The 24811-nt window shown below is 61.7% G+C and carries 22 protein-coding genes and 1 riboswitch; of the genes, 16 read left to right on the forward strand and 6 right to left on the reverse strand.

Annotation, left to right across the window (positions count from 1 at the left end):
- The first annotated feature begins 166 nt into the window (after nt 1–166).
- The 3 genes from H043_RS0107785 to hldE all read left to right on the forward strand — a co-directional run bounded on the left by H043_RS0107785 (nt 167) and on the right by hldE (nt 2999).
- Nucleotides 167–871: a sulfotransferase family 2 domain-containing protein gene (locus H043_RS0107785; RefSeq protein ID WP_027611380.1), complete on the forward strand. Its 705-nt coding sequence runs from the start codon at nt 167–169 to the stop codon at nt 869–871.
- A complete protein-coding gene (gene cysC / locus H043_RS0107790; protein ID WP_027611381.1) occupies nt 864–1475 on the forward strand; it encodes an adenylyl-sulfate kinase in 612 nt (203 codons plus the stop codon). The genes H043_RS0107785 and cysC overlap by 8 nt, the downstream gene beginning before the upstream one ends.
- A 102-nt stretch (nt 1476–1577) precedes the next feature.
- Nucleotides 1578–2999, forward strand: coding sequence for a bifunctional D-glycero-beta-D-manno-heptose-7-phosphate kinase/D-glycero-beta-D-manno-heptose 1-phosphate adenylyltransferase HldE (gene hldE, locus H043_RS0107795; RefSeq protein ID WP_027611382.1), 1422 nt, complete (start codon nt 1578–1580; stop codon nt 2997–2999).
- Between the two features lie 90 nt (nt 3000–3089).
- On the opposite strand, the gene H043_RS0107800 is transcribed toward hldE, so the two are convergent.
- From H043_RS0107800 to H043_RS0107815, 4 genes are all read right to left on the reverse strand, one after another.
- Entirely contained in the window at nt 3090–4058 is a 969-nt protein-coding gene (locus H043_RS0107800) for a hypothetical protein (protein WP_027611383.1), read from the reverse strand.
- A gap of 31 nt (nt 4059–4089) precedes the next feature.
- Nucleotides 4090–4902 carry an aldo/keto reductase gene (locus tag H043_RS0107805; RefSeq protein ID WP_027611384.1) on the reverse strand — a complete coding sequence of 271 codons (813 nt, stop codon included), beginning with the start codon at nt 4900–4902 and terminating at the stop codon, nt 4090–4092.
- Nucleotides 4899–6074, reverse strand: coding sequence for an FAD-binding oxidoreductase (locus H043_RS0107810; RefSeq protein ID WP_027611385.1), 1176 nt, complete (start codon nt 6072–6074; stop codon nt 4899–4901). Before H043_RS0107810 ends, H043_RS0107805 begins: the two co-directional genes overlap by 4 nt.
- Before the next feature lie 204 nt (nt 6075–6278).
- The gene (locus H043_RS0107815) at nt 6279–6611 is read right to left on the reverse strand and encodes a multidrug efflux SMR transporter (RefSeq protein WP_003221050.1); all 333 of its coding nucleotides are present in this window, start codon (nt 6609–6611) and stop codon (nt 6279–6281) included.
- A 102-nt stretch (nt 6612–6713) separates the two neighbouring features.
- On the opposite strand from H043_RS0107815, the gene H043_RS0107820 reads away from it, so the two are divergent.
- Nucleotides 6714–7616 carry a LysR family transcriptional regulator gene (locus tag H043_RS0107820; protein ID WP_027611386.1) on the forward strand — a complete coding sequence of 301 codons (903 nt, stop codon included), beginning with the start codon at nt 6714–6716 and terminating at the stop codon, nt 7614–7616.
- Between the two features lie 11 nt (nt 7617–7627).
- Nucleotides 7628–8902 carry a lipid IV(A) 3-deoxy-D-manno-octulosonic acid transferase gene (waaA, locus tag H043_RS0107825; RefSeq protein ID WP_027611387.1) on the forward strand — a complete coding sequence of 425 codons (1275 nt, stop codon included), beginning with the start codon at nt 7628–7630 and terminating at the stop codon, nt 8900–8902.
- 168 nt (nt 8903–9070) lie between these two features.
- On the opposite strand, the gene H043_RS0107830 is transcribed toward waaA, so the two are convergent.
- A complete protein-coding gene (locus H043_RS0107830; RefSeq protein ID WP_027611388.1) occupies nt 9071–10504 on the reverse strand; it encodes a TolC family outer membrane protein in 1434 nt (477 codons plus the stop codon).
- Between the two features lie 205 nt (nt 10505–10709).
- Nucleotides 10710–10815: riboswitch (TPP riboswitch) on the forward strand.
- Between the two features lie 147 nt (nt 10816–10962).
- Between H043_RS0107830 and thiC the strand changes: the two genes are divergently transcribed.
- Together thiC and cytX are read left to right on the forward strand one after the other, a co-directional pair.
- Nucleotides 10963–12852, forward strand: a complete 1890-nt coding sequence (gene thiC, locus H043_RS0107835; RefSeq protein ID WP_027611389.1) for a phosphomethylpyrimidine synthase ThiC — start codon at nt 10963–10965, stop codon at nt 12850–12852.
- A gap of 186 nt (nt 12853–13038) precedes the next feature.
- Complete coding sequence (cytX, locus tag H043_RS0107840) at nt 13039–14331, forward strand: putative hydroxymethylpyrimidine transporter CytX (protein ID WP_027611390.1); 1293 nt, start codon at nt 13039–13041, stop codon at nt 14329–14331.
- Here cytX and H043_RS0107845 read toward each other — a convergent pair.
- Complete coding sequence (locus tag H043_RS0107845; RefSeq protein WP_027611391.1) at nt 14300–15046, reverse strand: RsiV family protein; 747 nt, start codon at nt 15044–15046, stop codon at nt 14300–14302. The two genes, cytX and H043_RS0107845, sit on opposite strands and share 32 nt — an antisense overlap.
- Before the next feature lie 229 nt (nt 15047–15275).
- Here H043_RS0107845 and H043_RS0107850 point away from each other — a divergent pair, with 229 nt between their 5' ends.
- The 9 genes from H043_RS0107850 (at nt 15276) to H043_RS0107890 (ending at nt 24659) form a co-directional block, all read left to right on the forward strand.
- On the forward strand, nt 15276–15893 hold the full coding sequence (locus H043_RS0107850) for an NUDIX domain-containing protein (RefSeq protein WP_027611392.1): 618 nt from the start codon (nt 15276–15278) through the stop codon (nt 15891–15893).
- Nucleotides 15884–16336 (forward strand): DUF1249 domain-containing protein, encoded by a 453-nt coding sequence (locus tag H043_RS0107855; RefSeq protein WP_007967395.1) that lies wholly within the window; start codon nt 15884–15886, stop codon nt 16334–16336. Before H043_RS0107850 ends, H043_RS0107855 begins: the two co-directional genes overlap by 10 nt.
- A 99-nt stretch (nt 16337–16435) precedes the next feature.
- Nucleotides 16436–17251 (forward strand): 3',5'-cyclic-AMP phosphodiesterase, encoded by an 816-nt coding sequence (gene cpdA, locus H043_RS0107860; RefSeq protein ID WP_027611393.1) that lies wholly within the window; start codon nt 16436–16438, stop codon nt 17249–17251.
- A 170-nt stretch (nt 17252–17421) separates the two neighbouring features.
- Nucleotides 17422–18030, forward strand: a complete 609-nt coding sequence (locus tag H043_RS0107865) for a YqiA/YcfP family alpha/beta fold hydrolase (RefSeq protein WP_027611394.1) — start codon at nt 17422–17424, stop codon at nt 18028–18030.
- A 42-nt stretch (nt 18031–18072) separates the two neighbouring features.
- Complete coding sequence (gene parE, locus H043_RS0107870; protein WP_007967400.1) at nt 18073–19980, forward strand: DNA topoisomerase IV subunit B; 1908 nt, start codon at nt 18073–18075, stop codon at nt 19978–19980.
- Complete coding sequence (locus H043_RS0107875; protein ID WP_027611395.1) at nt 19980–20969, forward strand: esterase-like activity of phytase family protein; 990 nt, start codon at nt 19980–19982, stop codon at nt 20967–20969. Before parE ends, H043_RS0107875 begins: the two co-directional genes overlap by 1 nt.
- Complete coding sequence (locus tag H043_RS0107880) at nt 20966–21490, forward strand: TIGR02281 family clan AA aspartic protease (protein ID WP_027611396.1); 525 nt, start codon at nt 20966–20968, stop codon at nt 21488–21490. The genes H043_RS0107875 and H043_RS0107880 overlap by 4 nt, the downstream gene beginning before the upstream one ends.
- Before the next feature lie 7 nt (nt 21491–21497).
- A complete protein-coding gene (gene parC, locus H043_RS0107885) occupies nt 21498–23762 on the forward strand; it encodes a DNA topoisomerase IV subunit A (protein ID WP_027611397.1) in 2265 nt (754 codons plus the stop codon).
- 186 nt (nt 23763–23948) lie between these two features.
- Nucleotides 23949–24659, forward strand: a complete 711-nt coding sequence (locus tag H043_RS0107890; protein ID WP_027611398.1) for a membrane integrity-associated transporter subunit PqiC — start codon at nt 23949–23951, stop codon at nt 24657–24659.
- Nucleotides 24660–24811 lie beyond the last annotated feature (152 nt).

A 24811-nucleotide genomic window follows, 5' to 3' on the forward strand; every position in this document is an offset into this window, starting at 1 on the left:
GGCCCTGCCCTGTGGGAGCGAGCCTGCTCGCTCCCACAGTCGTTTGTATCCAGACCTTTACCCTTCTTGACCAAACCGGAATAAAACCGGGCACCGCGCTTGTTAAGGTTCCTCAACGAACTCTGACTTCCATCGAGGGGGCCATCCCCGTCGCGCGGGTGCTTTCATGCTGCAACGCTATCTCTGGAAACTGCTGCCCAAGCCACAGCGGGCTTTTCTGCTCGGGCGCCTGTCGGTGGTCGATCGGCAGGTGGTGAACAAGTCGATGTCGGCCAACCTGACGTTTCCTCAGGCCTTCCAGCAGCGCTCCTGCCTGTTTATCCATGTTCCGAAATGCGCCGGCAGCAGCGTTTGCACGGCGCTGTTCGACGGCTGGCGACCCGGGCACTTGCCGCTGTATTGGTATGAAGAGCAGTTTCCCGAGCAGTTCGCCAACGCCTTCAAGTTCGCTTTTGTTCGCGACCCGCTGGAACGTGCCTATTCGGCCTACGCCTTTTTGCGTGGCAACGAGTTGAGCGCGCGTGACCATATGGCGCAACGGCTGGTGCGGCAGTACCGGGATTTCGACGCTTTTGTCGCGCGCTGGCTGCATCCGGAAACGATTGCCCGGCAATTGCACTTTGCCGCCCAGACCGACTTTCTGACGGACTCGCTGGGGCATCTGGCGCTGGACTTCATCGGTTATCAGGAACACCTGACGCGGGATTTTCGTCTGGTTTGCGAACAGTTGGGGCTGACTGGCGAGTTGCCTCACGTCAACGGCTCGCGGGAACGGCAATCGATGCCGGCGCGCGAGTTCTGTTCGGTGCGCACCCGGCGTCTGGTACGTCGGGTTTATCAGCGTGATTACGAGTTGCTCGGGTATGAATGAGTCCCTGTCACTGCCGCTACAGACGCTCGCCATTCGGCCTTACGGTCTGGCGCTCTCGCACCTGGCCCGGGCAGCGCTCAAGGCACAACACCCACGCTGCCTGTGGTTGACCGGATTTTCCGGCGCCGGCAAGTCAACCCTGGCCAATGCCCTCGAACTGCACCTGCATGCGTCGGGTCTGCACACCTTTTTGCTCGATGGCGACAATGTGCGCAATGGCCTGTGCCGCGACCTGGGCATGAGCGATCTCTGCCGCCGGGAAAACATCCGGCGTATGGCCGAGGTGGCGCGGTTGATGGTCGACGCCGGGCTGATTGTGATCGTTGCGGCCGTTTCGCCGTTCCGCGCCGAACGCGACGCCGCGCGCAGGCTGTTTGCCCAGGATGAATTCATTGAAGTGCACGTCAGCACTTCGTTGGAAGTCTGCGCCCGTCGCGATCCGAAAGGTCTGTATCAGGCCGTACGGGAAGGCCGGATCAAGCACTTTACGGGCGTGGACAGTCCTTACGAAGCGCCATTGGCAGCCGAGTGGCAAATCGACACCGAGGCGCTGGAATTGTCCGAAGCCTGTGGACAACTGGCGGCACTGGTGCTCAAAAAATGAGCAAAGTAACGGACTGTTTCATCCTGTTGCAGGCTGCACGCAAGCCTGCGCCAACCCTGTGTTAATATCGCGCCCCTGTTCATTTTGTATGTGGGTTGCTCCATGAAGTTGTCCATGCCGCGATTCGATCAAGCCCCAGTCTTGGTGGTCGGCGATGTCATGCTCGACCGTTACTGGCATGGTGGAACCTCACGGATTTCCCCTGAGGCACCGGTACCGGTCGTAAAAGTCGAGCAAATCGAAGACCGCCCGGGCGGTGCTGCCAACGTTGCCTTGAACATTGCCGCGCTGGGCGCGCCGGCGTCACTGGTCGGTGTGACCGGCGACGACGAAGCCGCCGACAGCCTGAGCAACAGTCTCAAGGGCGCGGGCGTGCGCGCGCTGTTCCAGCGCATCGCGCACCAGCCGACCATCGTCAAACTGCGGGTCATGAGCCGGCACCAGCAGTTGCTGCGTATCGACTTTGAAGAACCGTTTGCCACCGATGCGCTGGCCCTGGCCTCGCAGGTCGATGATCTGCTCGAAGGCATCAAGGTGCTGGTGCTGTCGGACTACGGCAAAGGCGCGCTGAAAAACCATCAGGCCTTGATTCAGGCGGCCCGTGCCAAAGGCATTCCGGTGCTGGCCGATCCCAAAGGCAAGGATTTTTCGATCTACCGTGGTGCGAGCCTGATCACGCCGAACCTCAGTGAATTCGAAGCCATCGTCGGCGGGTGCGCCGATGAGCACGAGCTGGTGAACAAGGGCGCGGCCCTGATGCACGATCTCGAACTCGGCGCGCTGCTGGTCACCCGTGGTGAACACGGCATGACCCTGCTGCGTCCGGAGCATCCGGCGCTGCATTTGCCGGCCCGTGCCCGTGAAGTGTTCGACGTGACCGGTGCTGGCGACACGGTGATTTCCACCCTGGCGGCGGCGATCGCTGCCGGTGAAGAACTGCCGCACGCGGTGGCGCTGGCCAATCTGGCGGCGGGCATCGTGGTCGGCAAGCTAGGTACTGCGGCGATCAGCGCCCCGGAACTGCGCCGCGCAATCCAGCGTGAAGAAGGTTCGGAGCGTGGGGTGCTAGGTCTGGAACAGCTGGTGCTGGCAGTGGCCGATGCCCGTGCGCATAACGAGCGCATCGTCTTCACCAACGGCTGCTTCGACATTCTGCATGCCGGGCACGTGACCTACCTCGAGCAGGCGCGCGCCCAGGGCGACCGTCTGATCGTGGCGATCAATGATGACGCCTCCGTCAGCCGCCTGAAGGGGCCGGGACGTCCGATCAACAGTGTCGACCGACGCATGGCGGTACTCGCCGGCCTCGGTGCGGTGGACTGGGTGATCAGTTTCCCGGAAGGCACCCCGGAAAACCTGCTGCGCGAGGTCAAGCCGGATGTGCTGGTCAAGGGCGGTGATTACGGTATCGACCAGGTTGTTGGTGCCGATATCGTCAAGGCTTACGGCGGCACGGTGAAAGTGCTGGGTCTGGTGGAAAACAGCTCGACCACTGCGATCGTGGAGAAAATCCGCGGTAACTGATTCAAGCTAAAAAGATCGCCGCCTGCGACAGCTCCTACATTGGAATGCGTTTCCCTGTAGGAGCTGCCGCAGGCGGCGATCTTTTGCTTTTCAGGAACTGACTTTCTTGCGCGGTACGATCTTCTTCAGCAATTGCCTGGCCTTGCCGCGCAACCGCGCCAGTCCCGTGGGTTTCTCCGGCGGGGTCAGGCCTTGTTGGCGTAACCAGTCCTTCCAGCGAATCCGCTCGTCACGCACCAGCCAGCCATCCTGTCTGGCAAAGCTTTCGGCCAGATACAGACCGCGCGTGCCCGCCGGAGACAGCTGACCTTTCTTCAAGGTATACAGTTCGGCCAGCGGTTCGCCGTCCTGCAACGGCATCAGGTACAAATCCGGGCGCTTGCGGTCCAGTCGCGCCACCAGTTGATCACCTTCCAGGCGTTCATCGACGTGAAACAGACTCAGGGATTTGGCTTCCTTGGGCACGTCCAGGCGCAAGTCGTAGATCAGTTGCAGCGATGCGGTCGGCAGATGCACGTAGGCCCGTGGTCGTTCGAGCAATTGCAGATTGGCGCAGCGCACCGGCCGCGCCGAGCCGGACTGCGGCGTCAGGCGAAACGGCAGGGCCTCGCGATAATGCAGGGCGGAGGCGTAGGGGGCGGGTAGCCAGGTGTCGTTGAAGCGTCCGCCGAGCCAGCCTTCCGGGGTTTCCAGCAGGCACTCTTCGGCAATTTCCTGAATCGCCGTGTGCAGCGGGATGTTCAGTTCTTGAGCAGGCACGTAACCGGAAATCAGCTTGAGCACGACGTCCCCGCGATCCTGCCGACGCTGGCGCACCAGCACCCAGTAATCGCGATTCTGCCAGTGCAGCGTCAGGCGCACCGAGACCCCAAGGTTGGCCAGTTCCACCGCAAAACGCTCGGCATCCGCCACGCTCACCGGTTTGCGCCGCTGCAGGGTCTGGGCGAAATTCAGCGGCATGCCGACGCTCTGATACGTCAGGCCTTCGGGCGTGGCCTCGACGAACAGCGGCAGCGTCTTGAAGTTGCTCGGGTTCTTTCTGATGAGCGTGCGCGGCATGTCGGCTCCTGCTTAAGGCCGCGGGGCGGCGTCAGTGACCACGGAGGACCTGGGCAACGGTCGCAACGTTATGGGCGAGGTGCAGCGGATTGATCGTCCCGACAATAGCACTGGCCACGCCGGGCTGCTGGAACAACAACTCGAAGCTGGCGCGCACCGGATCCACGCCCGGACTCAGGCATACATGGCCGCTGGCCAGGGCTTTTTTCACCAGAATGGCTTTGCCGTGGGCAGCAGCATAGTCAATGACTGCCTTCTCGTTCTGTTCGTTCAGATTGTAGGTGACCATCGCGCAGTCCCCTTGCTCCAGCGCCTTGAGTCCGCCCTCGACCGTTTTGCCGGAGAAGCCGAAACCGCGAATCTTGCCCTCGGCCTTGAGTGCGGCGAGGGTGGCGTAGACCTCTTCGTGTTCGAGGATGGCCAGATCGTTGCCGTCGGAGTGCACCAGCACCAGGTCGATAAAATCGGTTTCAAGACGTTGCAGGCTACGCTCGACCGACATCCGCGTATGCGCCGCACTGAAGTCATGGCGCGACAGGCCGTCGGCAAACTCTTCACCGACCTTGCTGACGATTACCCAGTCCTGCCGCTGGCCGCGCAACAACGGGCCTAGGCGTTCTTCGCTGCGACCGTAGGCCGGGGCGGTGTCGATCAGGTTAATGCCCAATTCGCGTGCCTGCCTGAGCAGCATGCGCGCGGCATCGTCATCGGGAATCTGAAAACCGTTGGGGTATTTCACCCCTTGGTCGCGGCCCAGTTTGACCGTGCCCAGGCCCAGCGGCGAGACCGTCAGGCCGGTGCTGCCCAGTGGGCGATGCAGTTCGTGCAGGTTCGCGATAGTCATGGCAGCAGTTGCTCCCAGGCTGGAACGCCCATCGGTGGTTTTGGCAACGCCGGCAAAGGTTCGGCGGCTTGTGGCTGAATGCCGTCGCGCTCCAGCGAGGCGATGACCCGGTCGGCGAAGTCCGGCGCCAGGGCGAGTTTGGTCGGCCAGCCCACCAGCAAGCGCCCCTCTTCGGCGAGGAAGGCGTTGTCCGGGCGGGTCAGGCCGGTTTGCAGAGGTTCGGCGCGGTCGACGCGCAAGGTCGCCCATTGCGTGGTACTGAGGTCGATCCACGGCAACAGCTGTGCGATCTCCTTTTGCGCCGTGGCGATCTGTTCGGCAGGTTCGCGGGCCACGCCTTCGCTTTCGGCGATGTCACCGCCCATGTACCAGACCCACTGACCGTCGGCGGCCGGGTGCGTGGTCACGGTGATGCGCGGTTTGGTGCCGCCGCCCAGGCAATGGGCGTACAACGGTTTGAGGCCCGGGCCTTTGGCGATGATCATGTGCAACGGCCGGCGTTGCATCTGCGGATGGGTCAGGCCCAGGTCTTCCAGCAATCGGGCAGTGCCGGCGCCGGCACTGAGGACGATGCGCTGAGCACGGATCTCGCGACCGTCGACTTTCAGGCCGACCAACACACCGGCTTCCAGCAGCGGCTCGATGGTTTGCCCGGCGAGCAGACCGTCGCCGGCCAGATCGGCCAGGCGCTGGATCAAGCTCGGTACGTCGACCACCAGTTCGGCGAGGCGATAGACCTTGCCCTTGAAGCGCTTGTCTTGCAGGGCCGGCGGCAGTTGATCGCCCTTGACCTGATCGACCCGGCCACGCACGGCTTTGCTGGCGAAGAAACTGGTGAGGTTGCCGGCGAGGGTGCCGGGCGACCACAGGTAATGCGCTTCGGACAACAGGCGCACGCCGGACAGGTCCAGCTCGCCGTTGCCGGCCAGCGCTTCACGCCAGCGGCGCGGCATGTCGGCGATGGCTTCCGAGGCGCCGGTCAGCGCACCGTGCAGCGCATACTTGGCGCCGCCGTGGATGATGCCCTGGGACTTCACGCTCTGCCCGCCGCCGAGACTGGCGCTTTCCACCAGCACGGTCGAAAAACCCTGACGGCGCAGACGCGCGTTCAGCCAGAGGCCGGCGACACCAGCGCCGACAATCAGAACGTCGGTGGAAATAACGGATGGCATGCAACGACCTCAGTGTTCAAGACGAGGGCGCAGTATACAGACTCGGGAAAGAGCGGGATTTGTCGATGATCAACAGGGCAGATGCAAAACCAAATGTGGGAGCGGGCTTGCTCGCGAATGCGGTGTGTCAGTTAACAGAAATGTTGTTGCCACACCGCCTTCGCGAGCAAGCCCGCTCCCACAGGGGATTTGCGTTACTGCAAATCAGTGCCCGGCAGTCTTGGAGAACAGCTGGATGACCACCACGCCGAGCACGATCAGCGCCATTCCGAGCATCGCCGGCACGTCCAGCTTCTGCCCATAAATGAACAGCGCTGCGACGCTGACCATGACGATGCCCATGCCCGCCCACACGGCGTAGGCGACTCCCACCGGCACAGTGCGCACCACCAGCGTCAGCATCCAGAAAGCAATCCCGTAGCCGACGATCACCAGAATCAGCGGCAGCGGGGTGCTCAGGCCTTTGACCGCTTTCATCGAAACGGTGGCGATCACTTCGGCGCAGATGGCGATGGCCAGAAAGGCGTAGGCGTTCATGTGTAAATCCTCATGTAAAACGTTGCTTGCTGAGGCGGCATTCTAGTCGCTCGCCAGATGGGGTAAAGTCATTACCTATCTGTTTTGAAGATGGGTTGCAGCATGAATACCCTGTGGAATCTGGAACAACTGCGCGCCTTCGTCAGCGTCGCCGAACAGCGCTCGTTTTCTGCCGTGGCGCGCCAGCAGCGCAAGGCGCAATCGGCGATCAGCAGTGCGATTGCCATGCTGGAAGACGATTTGGGTGTCAGCCTGTTCGAGCGTAGCAGTGGTCGCTCACCCAGGCTCACCGAAGCGGGCGAAGCCTTGCTCGAAGAAGCCCGGGAAGTGCTGCGCCAATGCGAGCGCCTCAATGGTCGGGCGATGGCGATGATGCGCGGTCAGGAAGCGCAGCTTCGGGTGGCTCAGGATGAAGCCATGCCGTATCAGGCACTGGTGGAAAGCTTCGATGCGCTGGCCGAGCAATTTCCCAGTCTCGAAGTGCAACTGACCAGCGCCGCCCAGGGTGAAGTCGCACGCAAACTGGTCGAGCGTCGCGCCGATCTGGGCCTGCTGTTCTATCACGATGAAATCCCCGAAGCGTTGGAACGACGGGTACTGGGCCGGGTAGAAATGGTCACCGTCTGCGGCATCAATCATCCGCTGGCGACGCAGTCCTACGTCACCTGCCAGCAACTGGCACAGCATCGGCAATTGCTGATGTCGACGCAAACCAGCGTCTACCCCGGCAACGAACCGGCCAGTCCGCAGGTGTGGCGCGCTGACAGTTTCTATGTGATGGCCGAATGGCTGGTGCGGGATCTGGGCTGGGCCTGGCTGCCCCGGCATGTGGTGCAGTATTCGGCCTATCACGGCCTGATGGTCGAACTGGACAGCGAATGGACCCCGCCGGCGTTGGTGGTGGAGCTGGTCTGGCGCCGGGATGAACCCCTCGGCCCGGCTGCGCGCTGGCTGGCTGAACGTTTTGCCGTGCACTTGCGGGCGATTGGCGACAAAAGTCGATAAACTCCGCCGCCATGAATAGAACTCTCTACACCGCGCTGTTTTACCTGGGGCTGCCATTGGTGGCGATTCGGCTGTGGCTGCGCTCGCGCAAAGCCCCGGCGTATGCCAAACGGATTGGCGAGCGCTTCTCCTACGGGATGCCGCGACTGCAACCCGGCGGGATCTGGGTGCACGCGGTGTCTGTGGGCGAAAGCATTGCCGCCGCGCCGATGATTCGCGCCTTGCTGCAGCGTTATCCACAGCTGCCGATCACCGTGACCTGCATGACGCCGACCGGATCGGAACGGATTCAGGCGTTGTTCGCCGGCGAACCGCGCATCCAGCATTGTTATCTGCCCTACGACTTGCCGTGCGCAGCGGCGCGTTTTCTTGATCACGCCAAACCGAAACTGGCGGTGATCATGGAAACCGAACTGTGGCCCAACCACATCCATCAGTGCGCCAAGCGCGGGATTCCGGTGGCGCTGGCCAACGGCCGGTTGTCCGAACGATCGGCCCGGGGATATGGCCGTTTCACTAAGCTGACCGCGCCGATGCTCGCTGAAATGAGTTTTTTCGCGGTGCAGACCGAGGCTGAAGCCCAGCGCTTCCGCGATCTCGGCGCGCGTCCGCAGACGGTCGAGGTCACTGGCTCGATCAAGTTCGACCTGACCATCGACCCGCAACTGCTGCAGCGCGCCCATGAGTTGCGCGGCCAATGGCAGGCGCTGGAGCGCCCGGTGTGGATCGCTGCGAGTACCCACGAAGGCGAAGACGAAGTGGTGCTCGACGCCCATCGCCGACTGTTGGCGAACTACCCGAATGCATTGCTGATCCTGGTGCCGCGCCATCCCGAGCGCTTCAACTCGGTGTTCGAGTTGTGCCAGCGTGAAGGCTTTGCCACGGTGCGCCGTTCCACCGGTGCCAACGTCGAAGCGGACACTTCAGTGCTGCTCGGCGACACCATGGGCGAGCTGCTGTTTCTCTATGCGTTGGCTGACAGTGCTTTCGTCGGCGGCAGCCTGGTGCCCAACGGCGGGCACAATCTGCTGGAGCCGGCGGCCTTGGCCAAACCGGTGCTCAGCGGCCCGCACCTGTTCAACTTCCTCGACATCGCCGCGCAATTGCGTGAAGCCGGCGCGCTGGCCGAAGTGGATGATGCCGAAGGGCTGGCGGTGGAAGTGCAGCGCTTGTTCGAATTGCCGCGCGATGCCCAGCGCATGGCCGAGGCGGGACTGGCGGTGATGCGGCGTAATCAGGGTGCGTTGCAGCGGTTGCTGGATGGGCTGGGCCGGTTGATCAAATAGTCGCCCGGAACATTTATTGTGGTGAGGGGATTCATCCCCGATCGGCTGCGCAGCAGTCGTTAACCCTGCTTGCCATATCTGACTGAATCACCGCGGTGAATGGTTTTGGGGCTGCTACGCACCCCATCGGGGATAAATCCCCTCGCCACAGGGGATTTTCCAGATTGTTTAGGGCCGGGCCTTGAGCTGTGCTTCGGCTGCCTTGGCCAGATCCGGTGGCAAGAAGTCCTTGTCCGGGTTGTAGTCGGCCTTCAGATAGCGCGCCAGGTCTTGCAAGTCACCCGGATTCAACGTTCCTGCCGCCTGCTTCAAGCGCAGGTTGTCGAGGATGTAGTCGTAGCGGGTGTTGTTGTAGTTGCGCACCGAGGTGTACAGCTGACGCTGGGCGTCGAGCACATCGACGATGTTGCGCGTACCCACCTGATAACCGATTTCCGTGGCTTCCACTGCGCTCTGGTTGGAGATGATCGACTGGCGACGCGCCTGCACCTGCTCGACATCGGTGTTCACCGCGCGGTGCAGGTTGCGGGTGTTTTCCACCACTTGCCGGCGCAGGGATTCGCGCTGTTGCTCGCTCTGATCCAGTTGCGCATAGGACTGGCGCACTTGCGAACTGGTCAGCCCGCCACTGTAGATCGGAATGTTCAGTTGCAGGCCCAGGGTGCTTTGCTCGACGTTGCCACTGTACGGCGTACCGAAGGCGTTCGGGTTGGCGAAACCGAGGGCGTCGTTGTCACCCTTTTCGTATTTGGCCACGGCATCGAGGGTCGGCAGGTGACCGGCCTTGCGCTGTTTGAGGGTCTGTTCGGCGGAGCTGACCGCAAAGTTGCTCGCCAGCAGATTGAGGTTCTGTTTGCCCGCCGTGTCGACCCAGGCCTTGGCGTCATTTGGCGCCGGCGGCAGGATCGGCAGCGTGTGGACGATGCCCTGAATCGAGTTGTACTGACGGTTGGTCAGGGTGATCAGCGCTTCGAACGCATCGTCAACCTGACGCTGCGCAACGATGCGGTTGGCGCGCGCGGTGTCGTAGCTGGCTTGCGATTGCAGGACGTCAGTCTTGTCCGACAGGCCGACATCGAAGCGCTCGTTGGACTGGTCGAGCTGACGCTTGAACGCGGCTTCTTCAGCCTTGGTCGAGGCCAGGTTGTCCTGACTGCGCAGCACGTTGAAGTAGCTTTCAGCCGATTGCAGAATCAGGTTCTGTTCGGTGGCCGAGAGTTGCAGGGCGGCTTGTTCGTTGACGTCCTTGGCGGCCTGGTACTGGAACCAGCGGTCGGCGCGGAACAACGGCTGGGCGAGGGTCGCCTGATAGGAATGCGCGCTGCGATTGGCAATGGCTGAAGGCTGGTCGATCGAGGTGCGCACGTCCGCCACTTCGGCGCCGCCGGACAGGTTAGGCAGCAACCCCGCGCGGGCCTGCGGCACCACTTCTTTCTGGGCGCCGTACTGGGCGCGGGCGGCGGCCAGATCGGCGTTGTTGTCGACGGCTTCCTGATAGACGCTGACCAGATCGGTCTTGGTCGACAAGGGCGCTTCTGCTGCCCAGGCCATTGCGTTGGACGCACAAGACATGGCAAGAGCCAGTGAAAGTTTGCGCAGCATGAGGCGATCCCTAGCAAAAATATTACGGAAATAATGTGCGCGCCAAGGCTACGGCGCGGCCCCGGCAGCGTCAAGGCGCGCAGGGCACAGCGAGTGTAGTTGCGCAATCGTGCGGCAACAATCCTGCAAGTCCCGGTAATTGCGCCATTCATCATGGTGTTTGCCGCGGTGTTGGCGTTCTTTGCCGGTTGTGTCTAGACTGGCCGGGTTCTTGTCGGGGTGCCTTGCTATGAGGCTGAGATCGAATAATTTCGGATCCCGTTGAACCTGATCAGGTTAGCGCCTGCGTAGGGAACAAGATTTCTCGTCACCCGGCGAGTCCTCTTGTGCTTCGTCCGGGATATTGTTCGACAATCGAACGCTCGACGACGATGCACAGCACCAGTCCTGGTGCGTCCGTGCCTTTCAGGTTCTGCTCCGACAATCCATTTGCCTGGATGCTGTCTGGAGAGCCCGTGATGACTACAAAAGCAAAAAACGCGATCAACCTGAGTGACTCGGCCAAGGTCGATGAGCAGTCGGTTCAGCCGTTCACCCGTTCGCAAAAAGTCTACGTTCAGGGCTCGCGCCCGGACATCCGCGTGCCGATGCGCGAAATCACCCTCGATGTGACGCCGACTGACTTCGGCGGCGAAATCAACGCGCCGGTCACCGTCTACGACACCTCCGGCCCGTACACCGATCCGAACGTGGTGATCGACGTGCGCAAAGGTCTGGGCGACGTGCGTTCGGCGTGGATCGACGACCGTGGCGACACCGAGCGTTTGCCAGGCCTGAGTTCCAACTTTGGTCAGGAGCGCCTCGCCGACCCTGAACTGACCAAACTGCGTTTCGCTCACGTCAACAACCCGCGCCGGGCCAAGGCCGGGGCCAACGTCAGCCAGATGCACTACGCGCGCAAAGGCATCATCACCGCCGAGATGGAATACGTCGCCATCCGCGAAAACATGAAGCTGCAAGAGGCCCGCGCCGCTGGCCTGTTGACTCAGCAACACGCCGGCCACAGCTTCGGCGCGAGCATTCCGAAAGAAATCACCGCTGAATTCGTCCGCGAAGAAATCGCCCGTGGTCGCGCGATCATTCCGGCCAACATCAACCACGTCGAACTGGAACCGATGATCATCGGACGTAACTTCCTGGTGAAGATCAACGGCAACATCGGCAACAGCGCCCTGGGTTCGTCCATCGAAGAAGAAGTGGCGAAACTGACCTGGGGCATTCGCTGGGGTTCGGACACGGTGATGGACCTGTCCACCGGCAAACACATTCACGAAACCCGCGAATGGATCATCCGCAACTCGCCGGTGCCGATCGGTACCGTGCCGATCTATCAGGCGCTGGAGAAGGTCAACGGCGTTGCTGAAGACCTGACCTGGGAGCTGTTCCGCGACACGCTGATCGAACAGGCCGAGCAGGGCGTCGACTACTTCACCATCCACGCCGGCGTGCTGCTGCGCTACGTGCCGCTGACCGCCAAGCGCGTGACCGGCATCGTTTCCCGTGGCGGTTCGATCATGGCCAAGTGGTGCCTGGCGCACCACAAAGAGAACTTCCTCTACACCCACTTCGACGAAATCTGCGAAATCATGAAGGCCTACGACGTCAGCTTCTCGCTGGGCGATGGCCTGCGTCCGGGCTCGATTGCCGACGCCAACGACGAAGCGCAATTCGGCGAGCTGGAAACCCTCGGCGAGCTGACCAAGATCGCCTGGAAACACGACGTGCAGTGCATGATCGAAGGCCCGGGCCACGTGCCGATGCAGTTGATCAAGGAAAACATGGACAAGCAGCTGGAGTGCTGCGACGAGGCGCCGTTCTACACCCTCGGCCCGCTGACCACCGACATCGCTCCGGGTTACGACCACATCACCTCGGGTATCGGTGCGGCGATGATCGGCTGGTTCGGTTGCGCCATGCTCTGCTACGTGACGCCGAAGGAACACCTCGGCTTGCCGAACAAGGATGACGTGAAGACCGGGATCATCACCTACAAGATTGCCGCTCACGCAGCGGACTTGGCCAAAGGGCATCCGGGCGCGCAGATTCGCGACAACGCCTTGAGCAAGGCGCGTTTCGAATTCCGTTGGGAAGACCAGTTCAACCTCGGTCTCGACCCAGACACTGCACGTTCGTATCACGATGAAACCCTGCCGAAGGACTCGGCCAAGGTCGCGCACTTCTGCTCGATGTGCGGGCCGAAATTCTGCTCGATGAAGATCACTCAGGACGTCCGCGAATACGCGGCCAACCAGCGGATCGACGCGGTCGACGTGGACGTCGCCCAGGGCCTTGCGGAGCAGGCCGAGCGGTTCAAGAAGGAAGGCAGTCAGCTGTACAAGAAGGTTTGATCTGACCTGAAGTCTGCGGTGTCTGTGCTGGCCTCTTCGCGAGCAAGCCCGCTCCCACATTTGAATCCAGCTGTTCACGAAACTTGTGTTCACAGGCGATCCAGTGTGGGAGCGGGCTTGCTCGCGAAGACGTCAGAACAGGCACCAAGGATCTCAATGACAAAAATACTCCTCCGAGATAACACCTTGAGCATTCAACCCGGCACTTATTCCCCCGACCTCGCCGTACCCGCCGACAAGCGGGTGTTCGGCGGTCGCGATCTGTTTTCCCTGTGGTTTTCCCTCGGCATCGGCCTGATGGTATTGCAAACCGGTGCCTTGCTCGCGCCGGGTCTGGGCCTTTCCGGTTCGCTGCTGGCGATTTTCCTCGGCACGCTGGTTGGCGTTCTGCTGTTGGCCGCTGTCGGCGTGATCGGCAGCGACACCGGTCTGTCGTCGATGGCCGCACTGAAACTGAGCCTCGGCAGCAAAGGCGCGAGCCTGCCGGCGCTGCTCAACCTGCTGCAACTGATCGGTTGGGGTTCGTTCGAAATCATCGTCATGCGCGACGCCGCCAGTCTGCTCGGCAGCCGTGCGTTCAGCGAAGGTTCGCTGTGGGCCAGCCCGATGCTCTGGACCTTGTGCTTCGGCGCACTGGCGACTTTGCTCGCGGTCAGCGGGCCGCTGACGTTCGTGCGCAAGATCCTGCGTAAATGGGGTATCTGGCTGATCCTCGCCGCGTGCATCTGGCTGACCTGGAATCTGTTCGCCAAGGCTGATCTGGCGGCACTCTGGGCGCGTACCGGAGACGGCTCAATGCCGTTTGCCGTGGGCTTCGACATTGCCATCGCGATGCCGTTGTCGTGGCTGCCGCTGATCGCTGATTACTCGCGCTTCGGTAAGCGTGCGAAGAACGTCTTCGGCGGCACCTCCATCGGTTTCTTCATCGGCAATTTCTGGCTGATGAGCCTAGGCGTGGCCTACACCCTGGCGTTTGCGCCGAGTGGTGAAGTCAATGCGTTACTGCTGGCACTGGCCGGGGCCGGTCTGGGCATTCCGCTGTTGCTGATTCTGCTGGATGAGTCGGAAAACGCTTTCGCCGACATTCATTCGGCAGCGGTGTCGAGCGGGATTCTGTTGCGCTTGAAAGTCGAGCATCTGGCCTTGGCCATCGGCGTGATCTGCACCCTGATTGCACTGCTGGCGCCATTGGCGCAGTACCAGAACTTCCTGCTGTTGATCGGTTCGGTGTTCGCGCCGCTGTTCGGCGTGGTGCTGGTCGATCACTTCATCCTGCGCAAGCGCAGTGCTCAGGTGGCGTCAGCCGCATTGCGCTGGCCGGCGCTGTTGGCGTGGCTGGGCGGGATCAGCACCTACCACTTGCTGGCGAATCTGTATCCGGATGTCGGCGCGACCCTGCCGGCACTGGTGCTGGCAGGGCTGTTGCAACTGGTGCTCGGTCGGGCGTTCAGTTACGGCCCGGAAACAGCTCGGGTTTGAGAATGCCGTTCAGACGCGGGTAAGGGATCTTCAGTTCGACGTGGCCCAGCGCGTAAGGCGCGATGGTGCTCACGTCGTACTTGAGGATCACGCCACCGTAGGTCAGCGCCACGTTCGGGGTTTTGACGAACGGCCAGCTCTTCACGAAATCCGCTTCCTGATCGAGCTTGGTGCTGATCAGCCAGCTGTTGTGCGCCACTTGCGCCGCTTTCCAGAACGCCTCTTCCTGACCCGGCAGCAACATGTCCGACAGGTTCAGCACTTTATGCTGCTGACGCGAATAGTTGATGAAACCGCGGCCCGGCGTGCCATGGGCGCCGCCGGTGTCGAGGTAGCTCGACAGTTCGATGATCACCAAGCCGTCATGCTGCTCGCGTACCTTGGCCTGCAAATAGCTGCTGTTGCGCGGGCCGGCGTTGCGCAGGAATTGATCACGATAGGCAGCCAGGGTTGGCGCCACCGCTGCGTTCTGCTCGGTGCGGGTCATTTGCAGCAGGCGTTTTTCGATAATGCCGTCCAGCGCAGGCTCGGCCGCGAAGTGGACGGTATCGATATTCACCAGCGGGCAGTCCGGGTTGGAACAGCCGGGTTTCAGGGTTTCCGACGCATCGCGGGTGGTTTCCAGCGGCGTGCGGTAGTTGGGCTGGAACAGGTTGGCGCAGGCGCCCAGGGTCAGGGCGATGGCGGCCACGGAGGCAATTTTGAAAAGCGACATGGGCGTCCTTTCTGAAACAGGGGAAGGCAAAAAGTTATCCGCTTCGACTCTCGCCGAAGCAGTCAGTTCGCCACTAAGCTAATTAGAGTGGGTTTCGCCTCCACCGTCCATCCCGCTGACGGTAAAGGGGCTGCATCAATCATCGCGGGCGCGTTAGGATGGCGCGAAGTCGAGGCCGCCAGTAACCAAAAGCAGCCTCGTATTGGATTTGCAGCAAGAGAGGATGCTCATGACAGATTTTGCCAACGCCACTCCGGCCACCGTCGATGTTGTAAAGCGCGAGCGCTGCTACGAGGGCTTCTACAAGCTCGACCGTTTGCACCTGCGCCATGAACTGTTCGCTGGGGGCATGAGCCGCGAGATCAACCGCGAAGTCTTCGTGCGTCACGATGCCGTGTGCCTGCTGCCTTACGATCCAAAGCGCGATGAAGTGGTGCTGCTCGAGCAGTTTCGCGTCGGTGCCATGGGCAAGACCGACAACCCGTGGCTGGTTGAGCTGGTCGCCGGTCTGATCGACAAGGCCGAAGTGCCGGAAGAAGTTGCTCACCGCGAGGCGCAGGAGGAAGCTGGGCTGGACATCAAGGCCCTGTGGCCGATGACCAAATATTTCCCGTCGCCGGGCGGCAGCAACGAATTCGTGCATTTGTACCTGGGGCACTGCAGCACCGAAGGCGTAGGCGGCCTGCATGGGCTGGAGGAAGAAGCAGAAGACATCCGTGTCACGGTCTGGGCCTTTGAAGATGCCTTGCAGGCCGTCCGTGACGGACGCATTGCCAACGCGGCGAGCATCATCGCCTTGCAATGGCTGGCGCTGAACCGCGCCGAAGTGAGGGGGTTATGGTCGTAAACAAGCTGCGCGATCGCTATCGAGTCGACCTCGCCGGGCTGCAAGCCGCCTGCGAGGCCAACTACGCGCGCCTGATGCGACTGGTGCCGGACATGCGCAACGACCCCGAGGCGCGGCGGATCGCCGTGACCCAGGGCGAGCAGATGCTCGGCGTGCTGGCCCTCGAAGTGCTGCAGACCTGCCCCTACACCACCACTTTGCAGGTGCGTCAGGAACACAGTTTGCCGTGGCTGCCGGTGCCGCAACTGGAAGTGCAGGTCTATCACGACGCGCGCATGGCCGAGGTGATCAGCGCCGAACATGCACGACGCTTTCGCGGCATCTATCCTTACCCGAACGCCGCGATGCATCAGCCGGATGAAAAGGCCCAGCTCAATCTGTTCCTGGGGGAATGGCTGAGCCATTGTCTGGCCTTGGGGCACGAGTACGAAGTCGTACGCTAGTTGTGAACTGCGTCCGGTTCGCCGGTTTCCCCTTTGCGTCATCCCCCAGCATAATTGCGGCACTCAACCGATTCCGTGCTTTTGCCCTGGGAGAACGCCTTGCCGAGCGTATCCACATTGACCACCGCCGATCCGGCGCTGCTGGTGCAGTTATCCGACAGTCATCTGTTCGCCGAGGCGGACGGCACACTGCTGGGCATGAACACCCGCGAGAGCCTGCAAAAGGTCATCGAGTTGGTGCTGGGGCAGCAACCTCGGATCGACTTGATTCTGGCCACGGGGGACCTTTCCCAGGATGGCACTCTGGAGTCGTATCAACAGTTTCGTGAGATGACGGCGCAGATCGATGCGCCGGCGCGCTGGATTCCCGGCAATCACGATGAGCCGCAAATCATGGCTCAGGCCGCGGTGCAAAGTGCGTTGCTGGAGTCAGTGGTCGATGTCGGCAACTGGCGCGTGACCTTGCTCGACTCGGCGGTGCCGGGCTCTGTGCCGGGGTATCTGCAGGATGATCAGTTGCAACTGCTGGCGCGCTCGCTGAGCGAAGCGCCGGAGCGCCATCATCTGGTGTGTTTCCACCATCATCCGGTGCCGGTGGGTTGTGCCTGGGCGGAGCCGATCGGTTTGCGCAATCCCGAAGCATTCTTCGACGTGCTCGATCGTTTTCCTCAGGCTCGCGCGGTGCTGTGGGGGCATGTGCATCAGGAGATCGACCGCGAACGCAACGGCGTACGGCTGATGGCCTCGCCTTCGACCTGCATTCAGTTCGAGCCGGGCAGTCACGACTTCAAGGTCGGTGAGCAGGCGCCGGGCTATCGCTGGTTGCGGCTGTTGCCGGACGGGCGGCTGGAAACCGGTGTCGAGCGCGTTACCGACTTCCAATTCACCGTCGATTACGGCTCCGAAGGTTACTGAAAATCGAGTTGCGCCCCTTCGCGAGCAAGCCCGCTGCCACAAAGGATCTGTGCCGTTCGCAAATTCCTTGTGGGAGCGGGCTTGCTCGCGAAGGCGTCCTTACAAACACCCACGACTTCCCTGACTCCCTGTAAACTCCGCTATCTTTCGCCGACACCCAGGGAGCTCAAATGTCCGGTTCGATCCTCTATATCCACGGTTTCAACAGCGCGCCGGCCTCGAAAAAGGCCTGTCAGCTGGTCGAGGTGATGGAACGGCTGGGTTTGAGCGACCAATTGCGTGTCCCGGCGCTGCATCACCACCCGCGTGAAGCCATCGGTCAGTTGCAGCAGGCGATTGCCGAGCTGGGCCGGCCGTTGCTGGTGGGAAGCTCACTCGGCGGCTACTATGCGACTCACCTGGCTGAGCGCCACGGCTTGAAAGCCCTGCTGGTCAACCCGGCGGTCAGCCCGCACCGGATGTTCGACGGCTACCTGGGCACACAGAAAAACCTGTATACCGATGAGACCTGGGAATTGACCCACGACCATGTGACGGCCCTGGCCGAGCTGGAAGTGCCGGCACCCATGGATGCACAGCGTTATCAGGTGTGGTTGCAGACCGGCGATGAAACACTGGATTATCGCCTCGCCCAGCAGTATTACCGGGCCTGCGCCTTGCGCATTCAGGCCGGCGGCGACCATGGTTACCAGGGTTTTGCCGAACAATTACCGGCGTTGTTGAGTTTTGCCGGCATTGGCGCCGATTTGTATCAGGCAATCGATTTCACCGCACTGTGAAGTCTTGCCCCTTTTTCATTGAATCACTGACGACGAGACCCTATGGCCACTCCCAGCGCTAGCTCTTATAACGCCGACGCCATCGAAGTCCTCTCGGGCCTCGACCCGGTGCGCAAACGCCCCGGCATGTACACCGACACCAGTCGGCCGAACCACCTCGCCCAGGAAGTCATCGACAACAGTGTCGACGAAGCCCTGGCCGGCCACGCCAAATCGGTGCAGGTCATTCTGCACGCCGATCACTCGCTTGAGGTCAGCGACGATGGTCGCGGCATGCCGGTCGACATTCACCCGGAAGAGGGTGTGTCGGGTGTCGAGCTGATCCTCACCAAGCTGCATGCGGGCGGCAAGTTTTCCAACAAGAACTACCAGTTCTCCGGCGGTCTGCACGGGGTGGGTATTTCCGTGGTCAACGCCTTGTCGACCGAAGTCCGGGTGCGCGTGAAGCGTGACGGCAACGAATACCAGATGACCTTCAAGGATGGCTTCAAGGCCACCGAGCTGGAAATCGTCGGCACCGTCGGCAAGCGCAACACCGGCACCAGCGTGTACTTCGCGCCGGATCCGAAATATTTCGATTCACCGAAATTCTCCATCAGCCGCCTCAAGCACGTGCTAAAGGCCAAGGCTGTGCTTTGTCCGGGGCTGCTGGTCAGTTTCGAAGACAAAGGCACCGGCGAGAAAGTCGAATGGCATTACGAAGACGGCCTGCGCTCCTATCTGGTGGACGCGGTCAGCGAATTCGAACGCCTGCCGGACGAGCCATTCTGCGGCAGCCTCGCCGGTAATAAAGAAGCGGTGGATTGGGCGCTGTTGTGGCTGCCGGAAGGTGGCGACGCGGTGCAGGAAAGCTACGTCAACCTGATCCCGACGGCGCAGGGCGGGACCCACGTCAACGGTTTGCGTCAGGGCCTGCTCGACGCGATGCGCGAGTTCTGCGAATTCCGCAGCCTGCTGCCGCGCGGCGTGAAGCTGGCGCCGGAAGACGTCTGGGAGCGCATCGCTTTCGTGCTGTCGATGAAGATGCAGGAGCCGCAATTCTCTGGTCAGACCAAAGAGCGTCTGTCGTCCCGTGAAGCGGCGGCATTCGTCTCCGGTGTGGTCAAGGACGCCTTCAGCCTGTGGCTCAACGCCAACCCGGAAACCGGTTTGGCGCTGGCCGAACTGGCGATCAACAACGCCGGTCGCCGCCTCAAGGCAAGCAAAAAGGTCGAGCGCAAGCGCGTCACCCAAGGCCCTGCGTTGCCGGGCAAACTGGCTGACTGCGCCGGACAGGATCCGATGCGTTCCGAGCTGTTCCTGGTCGAAGGTGATTCCGCCGGTGGTTCCGCCAAGCAAGCGCGGGACAAGGAATTCCAGGCGATCCTGCCGTTGCGCGGCAAGATCCTCAATACTTGGGAAGTCGACGGCAGCGAAGTGCTTGCCAGCCAGGAAGTGCACAACATCGCCGTGGCCATCGGGGTCGATCCGGGCGCGGCAGACATGAGTCAACTGCGCTACGGCAAGATCTGCATCCTCGCCGACGCCGACTCCGACGGTCTGCACATCGCGACGTTGCTCTGCGCGTTGTTCGTCCAGCATTTCCGCCCGCTGGTGGACGCCGGTCACGTCTACGTGGCGATGCCGCCGCTGTACCGCATCGATCTCGGCAAAGAGATCTACTACGCCCTCGACGAAGCCGAGCGCGACGGGATTCTCGATCGTCTGGTTGCCGAGAAGAAACGCGGCAAACCGCAGGTCACCCGATTCAAAGGTCTGGGTGAAATGAACCCGCCGCAACTGCGTGAAACCACCATGGACCCGAACACCCGGCGCCTGGTGCAGTTGACGCTGGGCGATGATTTTGCCGAAACCTCGGAAATGATGGACATGTTGCTGGCGAAGAAACGCGCCGGTGACCGCAAGACCTGGCTCGAATCCAAGGGCAACCTGGCCGAGGTGCTGGCCTGATGCGGTTTGGCTGGGCCTTGGCGGGTGCGTTGCTGCTGAGTCCGATGAGCGTGTCGGCGGAGCCGCTGCAGGAGTTGCGCGTGCTCTCCGAACACCCGGTCGAAGGCATGCGTGGCGGCAACCTGTCGGGACTGGCCATGTGTGGCAGCGAGTTGTGGACGGTGTCGGACCGCGATGACGATCAGATCTATCGGCTCAATACCGCCGATCAGGTCTGGCAGGCCGAGGCCTTGCACATCGACGTGCCGCTGGTGCCGGAGACCGGTTTGCCGTGGGGATTGCGCTCGCGCAATTGGGCCGCGTCGTTCGTGCGCGGTGGCGACCTCGATTTCGAAGGCATCAGCTGCGACAGCGACGGCAATCGCTACATTGTCAGCGAGGGCCACGCGGCGGTCTTGCAGGTGCCCGTCAGCGGCCCGGTCAACTGGCTGAAGATTTCGCCGATGATGGTTCGCGAAGCGCGGGCCAGTGGCATGCTCCTGCATTTCAATGCGATCTTCGAAGGTCTGGCGATCAACCCGGCGGGCGATCAGATGTGGCTGGCCGGCGAACGGCAAAACCGCGGCCTGCTGCTGATCAAGCGTCAGCAGACGGTGTGGGATTGCGACGGTCGTTGCGTGCTGCTCAGCGAGGGCGGCAAGGAGATGCAGCCGCCGCAGTTCCCGCACGCCAAAGCGGTCGACCGCGACTTTTCCGACCTTTCGTTGTTCAACGGCAAATTGTTTACCCTTGAACGCAACGCCTTCCAGATTTGTCGGCGCGATGCGCAGACTGCCAAGGTCGAGCGCTGCTGGTCGTACGCCGCTGAACTGTTGCAGGCCAACCGCCGTTACGCGCAGAACTTCGGGTTGGAAGAAGCATTGATCGTTGACGCTGAGGGTGCGTGGGTCGGCGTCGACAATAATTTCGGCCCCCGCGCCGACGGTGAGGTTCGTCCGGTCGTTTGGCGCTTCGCCGCGCCTGAAGGTGGATGGAGCGCCAAACCGTGAGTCAGCAACCGCCGGGCAAGCGCGCCGGCCGGGTGTTGATGATTCTGGCCTGGTGCGCGGGACTGTTTCTGGCCACGCGGTTTTTCGGCCAGTGGGAAGAACGTCAGCAGAATCCGAACGTGGTGGTCACGTCCGAGCAGCATGGCGGCGTGATCGAAGTGAAGCTGGCCGGCAACGCCCAAGGGCATTTTGTCGCCAGCGGTCAGATCAACGGTGAGCCGGTGGAGTTCATGCTCGACACCGGCGCGACCGATGTGGCGATCCCGGCGGATCTGGCCAAACGGTTAAAGCTGGAAGAAGGTTTCGGCGTGACCCTGAGCACGGCCAACGGCCTGAGCCAGGGCTACCGGACAAAGATCGACCGCCTGCAACTGGGCGACATCGTGCTGCGGGACGTCCGCGCGCTGGTGGCGCCGGGGCTGCATGGCGATCAGGTGCTGCTCGGCATGAGCGCCCTGAACAAACTTGAATTTACCCAGCGCGGTGGCACCATGCTGCTGCGCCAGACAACGAACCGATGAGGCCCGCATGAGCGACTCCCTTGATCTCAGCCTGGACGGTGTAGAACGCCGCTCGCTGGCTGACTTCACCGAAAATGCCTACCTCAACTACTCCATGTACGTGATCATGGACCGTGCCCTGCCGCATATCGGCGACGGCCTGAAACCGGTACAGCGGCGCATCATTTATGCGATGAGCGAGTTGGGGCTGGACGCCGATTCCAAGCACAAGAAATCGGCGCGTACCGTCGGTGACGTGCTCGGCAAGTTCCATCCGCACGGCGATTCGGCGTGTTACGAAGCGATGGTGCTGATGGCCCAGCCGTTCAGCTATCGCTACACGCTGGTCGACGGCCAGGGCAACTGGGGTGCGCCGGACGATCCGAAGTCCTTCGCCGCCATGCGTTACACCGAAGCACGCCTGTCGCGCTATTCCGAAGTGCTGCTCAGCGAACTGGGCCAGGGCACCGCTGACTGGGGCCCGAACTTCGACGGTACCTTGCAGGAACCACTGGTGTTGCCGGCACGTTTGCCGAACATCCTGCTCAACGGCACCACCGGCATCGCTGTCGGTATGGCCACCGACGTGCCGCCGCACAATCTGCGCGAAGTCGCCACTGCCTGCGTGCGCTTGCTCGATGAGCCGAAAGCCACGGTCGAACAGCTCTGCGAACACATTCAAGGCCCGGACTACCCGACCGAAGCGGAAATCATCACGCCGCGTGCCGACCTGCTGAAAATGTACGAAACCGGCAAGGGCTCGGTGCGCATGCGCGCCGTGTACCACGTCGAGGACGGCGACATCATCGTCACCGCGTTGCCGCACCAGGTCTCCGGGGCCAAAGTGCTGGAGCAGATCGCCGCGCTGATGCAGGCCAAGCCGTCGAAAGCACCGCAGATCGCTGACCTGCGTGATGAATCCGACCACGAAAACCCGTGCCGCATCGTAATCATTCCGGTCAACAGCCGCGTCGATCACGAAGCGCTGATGCAGCACCTGTTCGCCAGCACCGAGCTGGAGTCGACCTACCGGGTCAACGTCAACATCATCGGTCTGGATGGCAAGCCGCAACTGAAGAACCTGCGTGCATTGCTGGTCGAATGGCTGGAGTTCCGCGTGCTGACCGTGCGCCGCCGTCTGCAATTCCGCCTCGACAAGGTCGAGCGTCGCCTGCACCTGTTGGACGGTTTGCTGATCGCCTACCTCAACCTGGATGAAGTGATCCACATCATCCGCACCGAGGAGCACCCGAAAGCCAAGCTGATCGAGCGATTTGCCCTTAGCGAGATCCAGGCCGACTACATCCTCGACACCCGTCTGCGGCAGTTGGCGCGTCTGGAAGAGATGAAGCTGCGCGACGAGCAGGACGAACTGCTCAAGGAACAGGCCAAGCTGCAAGCCCTGCTGGGCAGCGAAGCCAAGCTGAAGAAGCTGGTGCGCACCGAGCTGCTCAAAGACGCTGAAACCTATGGCGATGACCGTCGTTCGCCAATCGTCGAGCGCGCTGAAGCGAAAGCGCTGACCGAACACGATCTGCTGCCGAACGAGAAAGTTACCGTCGTGCTGTCGGAAAAAGGCTGGATCCGTTCGGCCAAGGGCCATGACATCGACGCCACCGGCCTGTCGTACAAGGCGGGTGACGGCTTCAAGACCTCGGCGGCGGGGCGTTCCAACCAGTCTGCCGTGGTGATTGACTCCACTGGCCGCAGCTATTCGGTCGCCGCCCACACCTTGCCGTCGGCGCGTGGCCAGGGCGAACCGTTGACCGGCCGTCTGACCCCGCCACCGGGTGCGACCTTCGAGTGCGTGCTGATGCCGGAAGACGATGCGCTGTACGTGATCGCCTCCGACGCCGGTTACGGTTTCGTGGTCAAGGGCGAAGACCTGCAAGCCAAGAACAAGGCCGGTAAAGCCCTGTTGAGCTTGCCGAACAACGCCAAGGTGATCGCGCCGCGTCCGGTGACTGATCGCGAGAATGACTTGCTTGCCGCCGTGACCAGCGAAGGGCGGATGCTGGTCTTCAATATCAGCGATTTGCCGCAGCTGGCGAAGGGCAAGGGCAACAAGATCATCGGTGTACCGGGTGACCGTGTCGCCAGCCGTGAAGAGTTTGTCACGGACATTGCTGTGATTCCCGCGGGTGCAACCTTGATCCTGCAAGCAGGCAAACGTCCGTATAAACTGAAAGCTGAAGACCTCGAACACTACAAAGGTGAGCGTGGACGGCGTGGCAACAAGCTTCCACGTGGCTTCCAGCGGGTCGATGCACTGCTCGTCGAAAACCTCAATTAGGCGAAAACGCCCATCTAGAGGCGTCGATCTACGATTTAACGCGTAGATCGACGCTTTGGCGCTGGAGTCGGAACGCATATTCACGGATGATATGGCCTTTCCAAGCGCCGGCGTGGCCGAGCGTTCTTCATATTTATTGAGTATTTTCACTGTGGTCAGCCTTGTGGCGGCCACCTGGACGGGATGATGACTGCTCTGCGCCCCCTTATTTTCCTGCTCGCCGGCGTTTTGGGCCTGGCGGGTTGCAGCGTTCACCAGCCGGTGTCGCTGTATCAGCTGGACAGCGGAAGTCCGGCTCAGCCTGCGCAAAGCACAGGCATGGCGGTTTTGTTGGGTCCGGTAGTCATTGCTGATTACCTGCAACGTGAAACTTTGCTGCAACGTCAACCGGACGGCAGCCTGCAAGCCTCAACCGACGGTCGCTGGGCTGGCAGCCTTTCGTCGGATATCGATCAATTGCTGATGCGGCAGGTGGCCGGTCATCTGGACAGCCAGCGTGTGGTATTGGCACCCGCCACTCTGGGGTTTGCCCCGGATGTGCAGGTATTGCTGACCATCACGCGTCTGGACTCCGGTGAGAAGCAACCGGCGATCCTCGATGCACAATGGCGTCTGATCGACCGTCGTGGTCAGGTGCGCGATAACCGCATCGTTCATCTGCAGGAGCTGCATGCCGGTTCCACGGCTTCGCAGGTGCAGGCGCAGGGGATTCTGCTGCAGCGTCTGGCCGAGCAGTTGTCGGTGGCGCTCAAGCCATTGGCCAACCAGCCTCCGGTGGCCGAAGCACCGCGTAAGGCAGCGCCTAAACCGGCAGCGCCGGCGGCGGATGCAGAGAAGCAGCCGAAGATTCCGATGGCTTCGCCGATTCGTACCGATATGGAAGTGTTCCGCTTCTGAGTGTGGTTTGAGTCAAAACAAAGCCCGCCTTGTGCGGGCTTTGTTGTGTCTGGGGGCTGGAGGACAGTTGTCGTCAGTGCTGACGCCTTCGCGAGCAAGCCCGCTCCCACATTTGATCAGCGGCGGGCACACACCCTGTGGGAGCGGGCTTG

Origin of the sequence: Pseudomonas sp. URIL14HWK12:I6 (genome assembly GCF_000514195.1) — a bacterium.
Taxonomy (GTDB): Bacteria; Pseudomonadota; Gammaproteobacteria; order Pseudomonadales; family Pseudomonadaceae; genus Aquipseudomonas; species Aquipseudomonas putida_A.